Source organism: Ideonella oryzae (genome assembly GCF_024055665.1).
Classification (GTDB): domain Bacteria; phylum Pseudomonadota; class Gammaproteobacteria; order Burkholderiales; family Burkholderiaceae_C; genus Ideonella; species Ideonella oryzae.
Window position 1 is genome coordinate 491,892 of sequence record NZ_JAMXMC010000002.1, and the last position, 14,908, is coordinate 506,799.

The following is a 14,908-nucleotide window of genomic DNA, read 5'->3' on the forward strand; positions in this document are numbered from 1 at the left end:
CCTATGCATCCGAATGCCCTGCTGGACCTGGCCACCGATCTGCTGCGCCAAGTACTCAAACTCGACCAACCCGCTGACACCGTGGTGTCGGCCTTTTTCCGCAAACACCGCACCCTGGGGCCGCGCGAGCGCCACAGTCTGGCCGAGACCGCCTACGCCGTGCTGCGCCGGCGCCTGCTCTGGGCCCATCTGGCGCAGAGTGGCTCTGGTGCGCTCGAGCGCCGGCTGGCCATCCTGGCCTGGCAGGGCAGCGACACCTTCATCCGGGGCGCCCTGGGGCCCAACGAGCTGGCCTGGCTGAGCCAGGTGCGCGAGGTGGACACCGCCACGCTGCCCGAAAAGGTGCGGGTCAACCTGCCCGACTGGCTGGCCAATGCGCTCAAGGTGGAACTGGGCGAGGAATTTCCCGCCTTCGTGGCGGCGATGGAGGAACCCGCACCGCTGGACCTGCGGATCAACACCCTGAAGGCCAAGCGCGAAACGGTGCTGGACGCCTTGAAGGAGGCCGGCATCGAGGCCGAGCCCACGCCGTACTCTCCCCTGGGCCTGCGGGTGCATGGCAAGCCCGCCCTGCAGAAACTGCCGCTGTTCGTGCAGGGGGAGGTGGAAGTTCAGGACGAGGGCAGCCAGCTGCTGGCCCTGATGCTGGGCGCCAAGCGCGGCGAGATGGTGGTGGACTTCTGCGCCGGCGCCGGCGGCAAGACCCTGGCCCTGGGCGCGTCCATGCGCAACACCGGCCGTCTCTATGCCTTCGATGTGTCCGGCTATCGGCTGGAGGGGCTCAAGCCTCGGCTGGCCCGCAGCGGCCTGTCCAATGTCTACCCGGCCCAGATCGCCCACGAGCGCGACGAACGCATCAAACGCCTGGCCGGCAAGATCGATCGCGTCTTGGTGGATGCACCGTGCTCTGGCCTGGGCACGCTGCGCCGCAACCCCGACCTGAAGTGGCGCCAGTCCCCCAAGGCCATCGACGAGTTGACCGCCAAGCAGGCGGCCATCCTCGACAGCGCCGCGCGTCTGCTCAAGCCGGGCGGCCGGCTGGTCTATGCGACCTGCAGCCTGCTCTCGCGCGAGAACGAGGACATTGCGCGCGCCTTCTCGGCCGCCCATCCGGACTTCGAGCCGCTGTCCGCTGCCGAGCTGCTGGCTACGGCCCAGGTGGAGCAGGCCGAGACCCTCGTGCGCGAGGGCATGCTGCGCTTGTGGCCGCACCGCCACGCCACGGATGGCTTCTTTGCCGCCGCCTGGCAGCGCAAGGCTTGAAGTCGGACGGGGTATCCCCATCTTCTGCATCGGATGTGATTGCAGCCATTTCGGTCTGCAATGCACGTTCTCCTGCCGGCAACGCGTGCGAAACGGGCGTTTCTGCACCCCTGTTCGGGGTGGCGGACGGCAGGCTGTCCTCTACAATAGGGAGTTAGCCAGCACTTCGCGGGCGAATCAAGGTAGGCAATGGATCAACTGAACACGGTGTTTTCTGCAGTATTAGACTTGGCAGCGAACGGCCTCACGCACGCCACTTGGTGGCAAGTCGTGCTCTACGCTGCCGTGGTGACTCACATCACGATCGCCGGTGTCACCATTTTCCTGCACCGTTCGCAGGCGCACCGTGCGCTGGAGCTGGGTCCCATTCCCTCCCACTTCTTCCGCTTCTGGCTGTGGATGACCACCGGCATGGTGACCAAGGAATGGGTCGCCATCCACCGCAAGCACCACGCGAAGTGCGAGACCGAGGAAGACCCGCACAGCCCGATCACCCGCGGCATCGGCACCGTCATGAGTCGCGGCGCGGAGCTCTATCGTGCTGAGGCCAAGGTCACCGAGACGCTCTCCAAATATGGGCACGGCACGCCGGACGACTGGATGGAGCGCAACGTCTACACCAGGCACAGTGCCAAGGGCATCCTGCTGATGCTCCTGATCAACGTCGCGCTGTTCGGCGCCATCGGCGTCACCATCTGGGCCATCCAGATGGCCTGGATTCCGTTCTGGGCGGCTGGCGTGGTCAATGGCCTGGGTCACTACTGGGGCTACCGCAACTTCGAGGCGGCCGATGCGTCGACCAACCTCTCGCCCTGGGGCATCATCATTGGTGGCGAAGAGTTGCACAACAACCACCACACCTATCCGACCTCGGCCAAGTTCTCGGTCAAGCCCTTCGAGTTCGACATCGGCTGGGGCTACATCCGCGCCATGGAGATGCTGGGCTGGGCCAAGGTGCGCAAGACCGCGCCCCAGCTGCAACTGGGCCCGCTGAAGCCGGTGGCCGATGCCAAGACGCTGGAGGCGATCATCGCCAACCGCTACGAGGTGATGGCCAACTACGCCAAGGAACTGCGCCGTGCCTGTGCCGGTGAAGTGGCTCGGGTGAAGGCTCAAGGCAGCAGCAACTCGGCCTGGAGCAACCTGCGTGTGGCGCAGCGTTGGCTGCACCGCGACGTGGAGAAGATCCCGACCGACCTGCTCCCGCAGGTGGAGAGCGCCGTGGCCACGTCGCCGGTGCTGCAGAAGCTGGTCACCATGCGCGAAGAGCTGCGTCAGCTCTGGACCCGCACCAATGTGTCGGCCGAGCAGCTGGTGGCCGATCTGCAGGACTGGTGTCACCGGGCCGAGAGCAGCGGCGTCGCGGCGCTGCGCGAGTTCTCGCTGCAACTGCGTTCCGCCCGTGCCTGACCGATCCACTTCCCGGATCTACCCGAAGCCCGCCTTGCGCGGGCTTTTTCATGGTCGCTTGCTTCGCTTTCTTCCTGAGCGGGTGGGGAGCCCCAGCCAGCACAAAAAGGGCGGGCAATAAAAAAACCTGCGTCGAATGGTGCGGTTTGCCGCCAAGTTCCCGGACGAGCGGATTGTCGTATCACTGATACGACAATTGAACTGGACGCATTTCATCGCCTTGATTCCGCTGAAAGATCCGCTTCAGCGGGACTACTACGCGCAGATGGCCAGTGCCGAGCGCTGGAGCGTGCGGACGCTACGCGAGCGCATCGACTCGATGCTGTACGAACGTACGGCGCTGTCTCAGAAGCCGGAGGAGACCATCGCTCAGGAGCTGGCAACCCTGCGCGATGCGCAACGGATGACTCCGGCACTGGTGATGCGCGACCCGTACATCCTCGACTTTCTGGGACTGCGGGATAGCTGGCAGGAGAGCGACCTAGAGGCAGCCATCATTCGCGAAATGGAAGCCTTCCTGCTAGAGCTGGGCGCGGGCTTCTGCTTCGTCGCCCGCCAGAAGCGCATCCAGATCGACAACGAGGATTTTCATCTTGATCTGCTGTTCTACAACCGGAAACTGCGCCGGCTGGTGGCGGTGGAGTTGAAGATAGGCGAGTTTAAGGCCGCGTACAAAGGACAGATGGAGCTTTACTTGCGCTGGCTGGACAAGCACGAGCGTGAACCAGAGGAAGTCTCTCCGCTGGGGATCATCCTTTGCACCGGCAAGAAGTGCGAACAGATCGAGTTGTTTGAACTGGATAAGTCAGGGATCCACGTTGCCGAATACCTGACCAGTTTGCCGCCGCGTGCAGTGCTAGGGGAACGATTGCAGCAGGCAGCACGTCGAGCGGAATCGAAGATCAAACAAGGCAAAGCATAGAACTCGAAAATCCGCCCAAGATTTTTTTGAGCGAGTTGAAGTCCTCATCCGACAAACTCTTTGGTGCGACTACTCTTGTCCTGGCCGCCATGTAGAGAGTGCCGTCCTGTGTCCAAATCGGAGCTTGCCCCATTAGGCAGACTCCGAGGGAAAATTCAGCAAACCGTTCAGCCAACTGTTCGATTTTTGATGCGTTCCTCACGACAAATGCCTCAAGGCTTTCGTGAATTGCCCGCTGGGCTTCTTCGACGTTAGGAAGCTCCATCTTAGGAAACCCCTCAAGGCAGCTGGACACATCCAAGAACACCAAGCCATAGACCCGCTGGGAAATAGCCCTGGCTTGGGCGGTGATCTGCTTGCCCGCCTTCTTGAAGTTTTTCTCAAATTTTTTCTCGGAAGAAAGTCGCTTGCACTCGCCGAAGACGAGGAACTCGTTGTTTTCGGCGACAACATCCGTGATTTTATTGAAGTCGATCTTGTATCCGGACAACGACATCCTTGCTGCAATCAGCAGTTCGAACAAAAAGTCTCTTGATGACCCTGCCGAACTAGCATCAGGATGATCTTGTCCGTCCGCTACCTTGCTTAGCCTATCTACAAATCCTTGACTTGCTTCGTCTCGAAATGCTCGGTGAATCAGAACAATGTTCAAGCACTCGGTATACGAGTTGGTCAGTTTGTCAAACTTGACCCGACCGTCAGCGGAGGTGGGATCGTCGCACGAGAAAAAATTATCTACGTCTTTCTCGTATCTTGAATACCGGGATTTCAGGGCGCTAAGACCTTTTTCCTTCAGCCATTCAAGAACGCATGGCATTTCCTTGAGGATTGATTCACCCGCAAAATCTTTCTTGTGAGTAGAGGACCTTGCATCGTCTGGGGAAGGAAAAATGCCTGGAGAACCTGGCATCAGAGCATGAAGCGTTGCAAATGCCGCGCTTGCAATTGCCTCGGCGACTTCATCGCGTCGACTTCCCATCAAGGCGCGTATTGCATTGATTCTCGCCTGAATGGAGGGATGAGTTTGGGAGGCGCCCCACTTATCGCGCGCCAGCAAGATCATTGCAAATAGAGCGAAATAGATTCCGAGTTCTCTCTTTCTGCGAACAAGGTTCGAGCTTACATTTTCCCGTTGGGCATAGGCATCAAGCTGGTCAAGCAGGAACTTCGTGGCGAAGGCGTCGCATGACATTTCCTCGTTCCTGCGCTGGGTTGGGTCTTCCTCGTAAGGATCTGCCGAATCACCCTCCTGCTGGTGCTTCAGATGCCGCACCTCATGCAAGAGCGCCCAACCAACTCCCAGCGTTGCAAGCTCCCCTGGCGCGCGAAGTTGTGGGTTGCCGTCGTAGTGGCCAGGCTCGGGAACATCTTTGGGCAGTGCTTCCAGCTCCGGGGCATCGCTTTCCAAGACACGCTCAAACGCGTCAATCAGCTCGGCTAGCCGCTTGAGGTCAAGTGGCTCAAATTCAGGCGTTTCCGCTACAACGCGATACGCTTCCCAAGCTGCAAAGCCTGCGATCCAGAATGCACGCACTACGCGATGATTAAAACGGACGAAGCGATACATCCCCGCTTCCATGACCAATCGCGCGCCGTCGTAGGTATCGGCAGTAAGTTGAAAACGGGGCTCAAGCAAGCTCCACAAGGAAGCCAACTCGCTTTCGCGTTCCGGCGCAGATCCTAGCAGGACGTTCCGAACTGCGGTTTTTACTTGTTCATCCTTGCGCGGAGGCAGGGTTGAGTTCATCGTTTTCTCCTGTTGCCGCTCACCTTATTTGTTCTTCGAGGTGTGCTGACCTGCCCCCTTCAGCCGTACCAGTGATTCGGTTGGGGTCCTGGGGTTGAAGGTTAATGGATCTGGGCAGGGATCTCGTGACGAGCGGCGTCGCCTGCCTGCTGACGCAGTTGCTCGGCATACCTGGCTGGCGGTATGCGGCCAATGCTGCTGTGAGGCCGAACCTCGTTGTAGTCCCGACGCCATGCGCCAATCTCGGTGCGTGCCTGGCGCAGGCTCTGGAACCAGTGCTCGTTGAGGCACTCGTCGCGGAACTTGCCGTTGAAGCTCTCGATGTAGCCGTTCTGCATGGGCCTGCCTGGCTCGATCAGGATGTGCCGGATGTGGTGTTCCTGCGTCCAGGCGATGAAGGCCCGGCTGGTGAACTCCGGGCCGTTGTCGGTTCTGACGGCGGCCGGGTAGCCCCTGAAGCGCGCCGCCTGATCCAGCAGCCGGGTCACGTACAGCCCGCTGATTCCGTAGTTCACAGCGATCTCCACGCACTCGTGGCTGAAGTCATCAGCCACGGTCAGACACTTGATGCGCCGTCCACTGGCCAGGCTGTCGCTGACGAAGTCCATGCTCCACACCTCGTTGATGCGTTGGGCGATGTTCAGGGGCGCGCGCTCCATCACCGGGCGCTTGGCCTTCTTGCGCTTGCGCACCGCCAGATTGGCCGCGCTGTAGAGCCGGTACACCCGCTTGTGATTGACGGCAGGGAAGTCGGCACGCAGCAGGTCGTGCACGCGCCGGTAGCCGAAGCGTCGGCGCACATGCGCGATCTCGACAATCTTGTCCTTCAGCGCCTGGGTCTGTGCGCTGGGCACCGGTGGGTGCCGGTAGCTGTCTCGGCTTAGCCCCACAAGCCTGCACGCGCGACGCTCGGACAGTTGGTGCTCCTGCACCAGCTGCGTGATCAGCTCGCGCCGGGCCTGTGGGGCTACCTTTTTACCCCGAGCACGCTCTTGAGCGCATGCAGGTCCAGGTGCGCCTCGGCCAGCAGGTGCTTGAGCTTGGCGTTCTCCGCCTCCAGCTCGCGCAGCCGCCTGGCCTCTGACACATCCATGCCGCCGAACTTGGCGCGCCACTTGTAGAACGTGGCGTCGGAGAAGCCGCCCTTGCGGCAGATCTCCGCCACCGCCATGCCGGCCTCGGCCTGCTTGAGGAACCCGATGATCTGTTCCTCTGTGAACTTGCTCTTCCTCATGTCCGCGATTCTCCTGAATGGCGGACCCCTTGCTACTTCACATTGGTACGGCCTGAGGGGTGCAGGTCAACGAGGGCGTCGCGTAGCTCGATGGCTTGCGCTTGGGGTTGTGCCGCATCGACTGCGGATTTGGTGAGCTTGATCTTTGCCATGATGACTCCTCGGAAAGACCCGATTCCCAGGAGCCTCGTAGGAGCCAGCAGAAGGGAAGCCGGGTCAAGTTTCAGAAAGCACCGGCATATGTTGAACTCGCCTAAGTCGTTGACAAACCTGCTGTATAGGGCTGTGGCGTAGTCCAGCAAAGTGCGGTGCTGGAGTCATCCTGAAATAAAAAACCCGCCGTGCGGTGCAGGGCGGGTTCTTCAAGGGCAGGAGCTGAATTACTTCAGCTTCACTTCCTTGTACAGCACGTGCTTGCGTGCCTTGGGGTCGAACTTCATGAATTCCAGCTTTTCGGGCGTGGTCTTCTTGTTCTTGTTCGTGGTGTAGAAGTGGCCGGTGCCCGCAGTGGACTCCAGCTTGATCTTCTCGCGGCCGCCTTTGCTTGCCATGGTTGTCGCTCCTTGTCTGTGGATTAAGCCTGGCCGCGGGCACGCAGATCGGCCAGAACGGCATCGATGCCCTTCTTGTCGATCAGACGCAGGGCGGCGTTGCTGATGCGCAGGCGCACCCAGCGGTTCTCGCTCTCGACCCAGAAACGACGGTATTGCAGGTTCGGCAGGAACCGGCGCTTGGTTTTGTTGTTGGCGTGGGAAACATTGTTCCCCACCATGGGCTTCTTGCCCGTGACTTCGCAGACGCGTGCCATGAGGACACTCCGATACTTGTCATACAGCGAGCACTTGACTGGCCCAGGACCCTGTCAGCCACTCGCCTCACCTCGCCAAAAGGGTGGCGGTAACCCGTTCTTGCCCGAAACTTCCCTGGCCGGCATGGCCGCTGTCAATGCACCCGTGGGGGCCTGACAACCGTCGCTGCCGGTGGTCTGCGCAAGAAAACCTGCGATTCTAGCGGATTTCCGCCGGGCAGGGAAATCAGTGCCCGCCCTGCTCCAGGAAGCGCTGGGCATCCAGGGCGGCCATGCAGCCGGTGCCGGCCGAGGTGATGGCCTGGCGGTAGATGTGGTCCTGCACATCGCCGGCCGCGAACACGCCCGGCACGCTGGTCATCGTGGCGAAGCCGTTCTGGCCGCCGCGGGTCACCAGGTAGCCGTCCTTCATCTCCAGCTGGCCCTTGAAGATGTCCGTGTTGGGCTGGTGGCCGATGGCGATGAAGCAGCCCTTGACGGTCACTTCCTCGTCGGCGCCGCCGTTGATGTCCTTCAGGCGCACGCCGGTCACGCCGCTCTGGTCGCCCAGCACCTCGTCCAGCGTCTTGTGCAGGTGCAGGACGATCTTGCCGGCGGCCACCTTCTCCATGACCTTGTCGATCATGATGGCCTCGGCGCGGAACTTGTCGCGTCGGTGGATCAGGTGCACCTTCTCGGCAATGTTGGACAGGTACAGGGCTTCTTCGACCGCGGTGTTGCCGCCACCGACCACGCAGACCTCGTCACCGCGGTAGAAGAAACCGTCGCAGGTGGCGCAGCCGCTCACGCCACGGCCCATGAAGCTCTCTTCGGACGGCAGGCCCAGGTACTTGGCCGAGGCGCCGGTGGCGATCACCAGGGTGTCGCAGGTGTAGGTGCCTGAGTCGCCCTTGAGGATGAACGGGCGCTGGGACAGGTTCACCTCGTTGATGTGGTCGAACACGATCTGGGTTTGGAAGCGCTCGGCGTGCTGCAGGAAGCGCTGCATCAGGTCCGGGCCCTGCACGCCCATCACGTCTGCGGGCCAGTTGTCCACCTCGGTGGTGGTCATCAGCTGACCGCCCTGGGCCATGCCCGTCACCAGCAGCGGCTTCAGGTTGGCGCGGGCCGCATAGATGGCGGCGGTGTAGCCGGCCGGGCCGGAGCCAAGAATCAGGACCTGGGCATGGGTGGAGGTGGTGCTCATAGGGGGCGCTCGCTGAAGGTGGGCCGCCGAGGGGCCGGGGACCGGATATGCTCGGGGGTACACAGGAATGACGTTCGGGCATTCTAGAGAACGGGCCGTTGGCGCGTCGCCAGGGGTCGCCAAATACAGAGTGCGAGGGGGTGATTGATGTCGATGCTGACCAACCTGGACTTGATCCGTCGGGTGCCGCTGTTCTCGATGCTGACGGAAGAGCAGGCCCAGCTGGTGGCGGATGGTGTGGTCAAGCGGCGCTACCGGCGCGGCGAGCTGGTGGTGGAGCAGGGCAAGAAGAGCAATGCGCTGTTCATCCTGCTCAATGGCCGAGCCCGGGTGCTGACGGCCGACGAGCGTGGCCGTGAGGTCATTCTGGCGGTGCTGGAGGCCGGCGACTACGTGGGCGAGATGAGCCTGATCGACAACCAGCCCCATTCCGCGTCGGTGCGCTGCGAGATCCAGTGCGACATGCTGATCCTGGGGCGCCCGGAGTTTGCCCGCTGCCTGCCCGAGAACTCCAGCCTGTCCTACGCCATCATGCGTGGCTTGGTGACGCGGCTGCGCAGCGCCGACCGTCAGATCGAATCGCTGGCCCTGCTGGATGTGTATGGGCGTGTTGCACGGGCCTTGCTGGACATGGCCGAGGACGACAATGGCGACAAGGTGATCCGCGGCAAGGTGTCGCGGCAGGACTTGGCCAAGATCGTCGGCGCCTCCCGCGAAATGGTCAGCCGGGTCATGAAGGACTTGACCGAGCGCGGTGTGATCGAGAACCTGGACACGGGCGGCCTGCGCCTGAAGAACCGCGCGGCCTGAGGAACTGAATGTTTGAACGAGAGTGGGTGCGCCCTGGGCGTCACCGGAAGGGCTGCCGCTGATGCGTCGCACCCTGCCCTTGGGTCATACCCCCCCCGAGGCGGCTGCACCGGCGCCGCGAGGCCCGTGGTCCCGCCTGCGCTTGGCACTGGGCGGCGGACTGTGGGTCCTGGCCGCACTGGCCTTGAGCAGCCGCAGTGGCAGCGATCCTGCCTTCACCACGTCCGGCTCTGGCGCACCGCTGCACAACTGGCTGGGCGCGCCTGGGGCCTGGGGGGCCGACATCGGCCTGATGCTGTTCGGGTTCTCGGTCTGGTGGCTGCTGGCCGCCGGGGCCCGGGCCTGGTTGGCCGGTTTGGCCGCCAGCCTGCGGGCGGGCGCCGCCCCCCGTCCGCGCTACCGTTGGCTCACCCGCACCGCGGGGCTGGTGCTGCTGATGATGGCCAGCTGCGCCCTGGAATGGACCCGCATCTACGGTTGGGAATCCCGCCTGCCGGGCCACGCCGGCGGGGCGCTGGGCTACATGCTGGGGCCCTTGTCGATGCGCTGGCTGGGCTTCGGTGGCTCGGGCGTGCTCTGGATCGCCATGCTGGTGGCGGCCTTGCCGATGGCGCTGGGCTTCTCCTGGCTGCGGGTGGCCGACACTCTGGGCGACTGGATCGACGGGGTGCGCGAGCATCGCCACCAGCTGCGTGAGCAGGCCGAGGACTTCCGCGTGGGCGAGCGGGCCCAGCGCGAGCGCGAGGCCGAGGTGGAAGTGGCCTTCGAACGCGAGGTCGAGCAGCAGGCCCAGGCGCCGCTGGTGATCGAGCCGCCGGTGCTGGAGGTGCCCAAGTCCGAGCGGGTGCAGCGTGAGCGCCAGACACCGCTGTTCAAGGAACTGGTCAACACCAAGCTGCCGCAGGTCGACCTGCTGGACAAGCCGCCCAGCCGGGTGGAGACGGTCACGCCCGAGTCGCTGGAGATGACCAGCCGGCTGATCGAGAAGAAGCTCTCGGACTTCGGTGTCGAGGTGCATGTGGTGGCGGCCCAGCCGGGCCCGGTCATCACCCGCTACGAGATCGAGCCGGCCACGGGCGTGAAGGGCTCGCAGATCGTCAACCTGGCCAAGGATCTGGCGCGCTCGCTGTCGCTGGTGTCGATCCGGGTGGTCGAGACCATTCCCGGCAAGAATCTGATGGCGCTGGAGCTGCCCAACGCCAAGCGCCAGACCATCCGCCTGGCCGAGATCCTGGGCTCGCAGATCTACAACGATGCCGCCTCGATGCTGACCCTGGCCCTGGGCAAGGACATCATTGGCGCGCCGGTGGTGGCCGACCTGGCCAAGATGCCGCACTGCCTGGTGGCCGGTACCACCGGCTCGGGCAAGTCGGTGGGCATCAACGGCATGATCCTCAGCCTGCTCTACAAGGCCGAGGCGCGCGACGTGCGCATGATCCTGGTCGACCCCAAGATGCTCGAGATGAGCGTCTACGAGGGCATCCCGCACCTGCTGTGCCCGGTGGTGACCGACATGAAGCAGGCTGGCAACGCGCTCAACTGGTGCGTGGGTGAGATGGAGCGCCGCTACAAGCTCATGAGCAAGATGGGCGTGCGCAACCTGGCGGGCTACAACAAGAAGCTCGATGAGGCCACCGCCCGCGGCGAGCTCATCCCCAACCCCTTCAGTCTGACGCCGGAGGAGCCCGAGCCGCTGGAGCGCCTGCCCTACATCGTCATCGTCATCGACGAGCTGGCCGACCTGATGATGGTGGTCGGCAAGAAGGTCGAGGAACTGATTGCCCGTCTGGCCCAGAAGGCGCGTGCCTCAGGCATCCACCTGGTGTTGGCCACTCAGCGGCCCTCGGTGGATGTGATCACCGGCCTGATCAAGGCCAACATCCCGACCCGCATCAGCTTCCAGGTCAGCAGCAAGATCGACAGCCGCACCATCCTCGACCAGATGGGCGCCGAAGCCCTGCTGGGCATGGGCGACATGCTCTACCTGGCCCCGGGCACCGGTCTGCCGGTGCGGGTGCATGGCGCCTTTGTGTCGGACGACGAGGTGCACCGCGTCGTCGAAGCCCTCAAGGCCCAGGGCGAGCCCAACTACATCGAGGGCATCCTGGAAGGCGGCACGCTGGACGGCGAGGGCGGCCCCGGGGGCAGCGGTGGCGAGGGCGCCGATGCCGAATCCGACCCGATGTACGACCAGGCTGTGGCCGTGGTGCTGCAGCATCGCAAGGCGTCCATCTCGCTGGTGCAGCGCCATCTGCGCATCGGCTACAACCGCGCGGCCCGTTTGCTGGAACAAATGGAGCAATCCGGGCTCGTATCTTCCATGGCGGGCAACGGCAACCGCGAGATCCTCCTGCCCAAGCGCGAGGAGTGACCTCGGCTGCCGCGCCGCGTTTTTGGCCTGCGCAGGCAGGCCTTCATCCAATGTCACACCGCATTTTCGTTTCCCGCCGTGCCCTGATGGGGGTTGGCTTCGGGCTGGGCCTGGGTTGGAGCCAACTGGCCCTGGCTGCCGGCGCTGCCGACGCCCTGCGCGCCTTTGTGCAGGATGCCAAGGCCGGCCGGGCCAGCTTCACCCAGACGGTGCATGCGCCCAACAGCGCCCGCACCAAGGTCTCCACCGGGCGCTTCGAATTCTCCCGGCCCAACCGCTTTCGCTTCGAATACCAGAAGCCCTATGCCCAGACCATCGTCAGTGATGGCGAGAAGGTCTGGTTCCACGACCCGGACCTCAACCAGGTCACGGTGCGCAAGCTGGGCGATGCGCTGGGCAGCACGCCGGCAGCCATCCTGGCCGGCCAGTCCATCGAGCGCGACTTCGACCTGAAGGACCAGCCCGACCAGGACGGCCTGAGCTGGGTGCTGGCCACGCCCAAGGGCAAGGAGGGCACCATCCAGTCGCTGCGCGTCGGCTTCAAGGGTCGCAGCCTCTCGGTGATCGAGATTGCCGACAGCTTCGGCCAGCGCTCGGTGCTGCAGTTCGCCGACCTGCAGATTCTGCCCAGCCTGCCCGCGTCCACCTTCCACTTCGCGGTGCCGGCCGGGGCCGACGTCTCGGCCCCCTGACGCGCCGGTTCCTGAAACGGCAACGGGCGTGGAAGACCACGCCCGTCGGGGAAGGAGAAGCAGCCGGCCCGCGGGCCGCAGGCCTCAGTGCATCATCGCGTCGGTGTCCATCAGGCCCATGTCGGGCGCGGTCATCATCTGCTCGATGTCCATCAGGATCAGCATGCGCTCGACATCACCGTTCTTGATCGTGCCCAGGCCGGTGATGTAGGCCGCGTCGATGGCGCCGTGGAATTCCGGTGCCGGCTTGATGGTCTCGGCCGGCAGCTCCATCACGTCGCTGACCGAGTCGACCACCATGCCCACGGTGCGGTGCGCGATGTTCAGGATGATCACCACGGTGAAGCTGTTGTACTGGGCATCGGGCAGGCCGAAGCGCAGGCGCATGTCGATGATCGGCACGATCACGCCACGCAGGTTCACCACGCCCTTGATGAAGTGCGGGGCGTTGGCGATGCGGGTCGGGTTTTCGTAGCCGCGGATCTCCTGCACCTTCAGGATGTCGATGCCATATTCCTCGGCACCGAGCTTGAAGGACAGGTATTCGCGCGGTGCGCCGGTCAGGGACGAAACCCCAGTCGGTTGGGTCTTGGCGGTGGTTTCGGTCGAGGCGGTGACAGTCATCGGTCAGGCTCCTGGAGGGGCAATCGGTCAGTGCGATGGCCGCAGTGTGCGTGAGCAACCCGGCGCTGAGCGGTCGAAAAGCGGGGGCTCCGGGCGTCAATTCCGGGCCGGAGACGAGGCTGCGACAATGACACCATGACGACGAGCCGCCAGAACGCGCTGTTCGATGCCGACGAGTCCGGGGCAGACCCGTTCTCGCCCCCCGGGGATGCGGGTGGCGCGGCCTTCGATGCCGGTGCGCCGCTGGCCGAACGCCTGCGGCCGCACCACCTGGACGAGGTGATCGGCCAAACCCATCTGCTGGGACCGGGCAAGCCGCTGCGCGTGGCCTTCGAGCAGGGACGCCTGCATTCGATGATCCTGTGGGGCCCGCCCGGCGTGGGCAAAACCACGCTGGCCCGGCTGATGGCCCAGGCCGTGAAAGCTCACTTCACCGTGCTCTCGGCCGTGCTGGCCGGAGTCAAGGACATCCGCGAGGCGGTGGTCGAAGCCGAACGCGCCCGCGCCGCCGGTCAGCGCACCATCGTCTTCGTGGACGAGGTGCACCGCTTCAACAAGGCCCAGCAGGACGCCTTCCTGCCGCATGTCGAGTCGGGCCTGTTCACCTTCATCGGCGCCACCACCGAGAACCCCTCTTTCGAGGTCAACTCGGCCCTGCTGTCGCGGGCCACCGTGCATGTGCTGCGGGCGTTGGAGCCGGCCGAGCAGCGGCAACTGCTGGCCCGCGCCCAGGAAGCGCTGGCGGCGCCGCCGCTGACCGACAGCGCGGCCGATCGCCTGATCGGCTATGCCGACGGCGACGCCCGCCGTCTGCTCAATGCCTACGAGAACCTGGTGGCCCAGGCCGGGCCGGTGGCCGAGCTGGACGAATCCAGCCTGGAGCGTTCTCTGGGCGAGCAGCTGCGCCGCTACGACAAGGGCGGCGACCAGTTCTACGACACCATCTCGGCCTTGCACAAATCGGTGCGTGGCTCCGACCCGGACGCCGCCATGTACTGGCTGGCCCGCATGCTCGATGGTGGGGTGGACCCGCGCTACATCATCCGCCGCCTCGTGCGCATGGCCAGCGAGGACATCGGCAACGCCGACCCACGGGCCCTGCGCATCGCGCTGGATGCGGCCGAGACCTTCGAGCGCCTGGGCAGCCCCGAGGGGGAGTTGACGCTGGCGCAGGCGGTGGTCTACCTGGCCGTGGCGCCCAAGTCCAATGCGGTCTACACCGCCTGGAAGGCGGTGCGGGCCTTCGTGGCCCAGGACGGCACCCGGCCCATCCCCATCCACCTGCGCAATGCGCCGACCAAGCTGATGAAGAACCTGGGCTACGGCCGCGCCTACCGCTACGCGCACGACGAGCCCGGCGCCTTCGCCGCCGGCGAGTCCTACTGGCCGGATGACCTCTCGCCACCGCCGTTCTACCAGCCGGTGCCGCGCGGGCTGGAACTGCGCATCGGCGAAAAGCTCGCCGAGCTGCGCCGGCTCAACGAGGCTGCCCGGCAGGCAGAATCCGCGCCGGACGCCGAGGGCGGACCCTCGACCTGACCCCCGTCAATCCCGGCATGGCACCCGACTTGCATGCTGGGTTCCTGCCCCGGGGGCACGTTCTTTCCCACACGTTTTCTTGAACACAGCGCAGGAGCAGTCTGCACATGGACATCTTCGTTCAACAGATCATCAACGGCCTGGTGCTGGGGAGCATGTACGCTCTGGTGGCGCTGGGTTACACGATGGTGTACGGGATCATCAGCCTGATCAACTTTGCGCACGGCGAAGTGCTGATGGTGGGTGCGATGGTGTCGTGGTCGGTGGTGACGGCGCTGGCGGACTCGGGTCTGCCGGGCTGG

General features: G+C 64.1%; 13 protein-coding genes and 2 pseudogenes. 8 read left to right on the plus strand and 7 right to left on the minus strand.

What is annotated here, in order from left to right; translation table 11 throughout:
* The first annotated feature begins 3 nt into the window (after positions 1-3).
* The 3 genes and pseudogenes from M0L44_RS04995 to M0L44_RS05005 form a co-directional block, all read left to right on the plus strand.
* Entirely contained in the window at positions 4-1,263 is a 1,260-nt protein-coding gene (locus M0L44_RS04995) for an RsmB/NOP family class I SAM-dependent RNA methyltransferase (RefSeq protein WP_252768552.1), read from the plus strand.
* Positions 1,264-1,452: 189 nt separating this feature from the next.
* Positions 1,453-2,673, plus strand: coding sequence for a DesA family fatty acid desaturase (locus M0L44_RS05000; RefSeq protein WP_290429037.1), 1,221 nt, complete (start codon positions 1,453-1,455; stop codon positions 2,671-2,673).
* Positions 2,674-2,794: 121 nt separating this feature from the next.
* Positions 2,795-3,595, plus strand: a pseudogene (locus M0L44_RS05005) (PDDEXK nuclease domain-containing protein); the annotation flags it as partial.
* On the opposite strand, the gene M0L44_RS05010 reads toward M0L44_RS05005, so the two are convergent.
* The 6 genes and pseudogenes from M0L44_RS05010 to trxB form a co-directional block, all read right to left on the minus strand.
* Entirely contained in the window at positions 3,576-5,342 is a 1,767-nt protein-coding gene (locus M0L44_RS05010) for a phage exclusion protein Lit family protein (protein ID WP_252768554.1), read from the minus strand. The pseudogene M0L44_RS05005 and the gene M0L44_RS05010 sit on opposite strands and share 20 nt — an antisense overlap.
* A gap of 101 nt (positions 5,343-5,443) precedes the next feature.
* A protein-coding gene (locus M0L44_RS05015) for an IS3 family transposase (RefSeq protein ID WP_435526384.1) occupies positions 5,444-6,576 on the minus strand; the annotation gives its coding sequence in 2 pieces (ribosomal slippage) (positions 5,444-6,321 and positions 6,321-6,576; 1,134 coding nt in all).
* Positions 6,577-6,623: 47 nt separating this feature from the next.
* Positions 6,624-6,728, minus strand: a pseudogene (locus M0L44_RS22255) (Arm DNA-binding domain-containing protein); the annotation flags it as partial.
* A 228-nt stretch (positions 6,729-6,956) separates the two neighbouring features.
* Positions 6,957-7,127, minus strand: coding sequence for a 50S ribosomal protein L33 (gene rpmG / locus M0L44_RS05025; protein ID WP_022979437.1), 171 nt, complete (start codon positions 7,125-7,127; stop codon positions 6,957-6,959).
* A gap of 23 nt (positions 7,128-7,150) precedes the next feature.
* Positions 7,151-7,384 carry a 50S ribosomal protein L28 gene (gene rpmB, locus M0L44_RS05030; protein ID WP_022979438.1) on the minus strand — a complete coding sequence of 78 codons (234 nt, stop codon included), beginning with the start codon at positions 7,382-7,384 and terminating at the stop codon, positions 7,151-7,153.
* A 226-nt stretch (positions 7,385-7,610) separates the two neighbouring features.
* Entirely contained in the window at positions 7,611-8,570 is a 960-nt protein-coding gene (gene trxB, locus M0L44_RS05035; protein ID WP_252768556.1) for a thioredoxin-disulfide reductase, read from the minus strand.
* A 147-nt stretch (positions 8,571-8,717) separates the two neighbouring features.
* Here trxB and M0L44_RS05040 point away from each other — a divergent pair, with 147 nt between their 5' ends.
* The 3 genes from M0L44_RS05040 to lolA all read left to right on the plus strand — a co-directional run bounded on the left by M0L44_RS05040 (position 8,718) and on the right by lolA (position 12,443).
* Entirely contained in the window at positions 8,718-9,380 is a 663-nt protein-coding gene (locus M0L44_RS05040) for a Crp/Fnr family transcriptional regulator (protein WP_252768557.1), read from the plus strand.
* Positions 9,381-9,441: 61 nt separating this feature from the next.
* Entirely contained in the window at positions 9,442-11,751 is a 2,310-nt protein-coding gene (locus tag M0L44_RS05045; protein ID WP_252768558.1) for a DNA translocase FtsK, read from the plus strand.
* Positions 11,752-11,837: 86 nt separating this feature from the next.
* Complete coding sequence (gene lolA, locus M0L44_RS05050) at positions 11,838-12,443, plus strand: outer membrane lipoprotein periplasmic chaperone LolA (RefSeq protein ID WP_252768559.1); 606 nt, start codon at positions 11,838-11,840, stop codon at positions 12,441-12,443.
* 84 nt (positions 12,444-12,527) lie between these two features.
* Here lolA and M0L44_RS05055 read toward each other — a convergent pair whose 3' ends face one another.
* Positions 12,528-13,067 carry a chemotaxis protein CheW gene (locus M0L44_RS05055; protein WP_252768560.1) on the minus strand — a complete coding sequence of 180 codons (540 nt, stop codon included), beginning with the start codon at positions 13,065-13,067 and terminating at the stop codon, positions 12,528-12,530.
* A 135-nt stretch (positions 13,068-13,202) separates the two neighbouring features.
* Between M0L44_RS05055 and M0L44_RS05060 the strand changes: the two genes are divergently transcribed.
* Together M0L44_RS05060 and M0L44_RS05065 are read left to right on the plus strand one after the other, a co-directional pair.
* The gene (locus M0L44_RS05060) at positions 13,203-14,606 is read left to right on the plus strand and encodes a replication-associated recombination protein A (RefSeq protein ID WP_252768561.1); all 1,404 of its coding nucleotides are present in this window, start codon (positions 13,203-13,205) and stop codon (positions 14,604-14,606) included.
* A 107-nt stretch (positions 14,607-14,713) separates the two neighbouring features.
* On the plus strand, positions 14,714-14,908 hold a 195-nt coding region (locus M0L44_RS05065), incomplete at its 3' end, for an ABC transporter permease subunit (RefSeq protein WP_435526385.1).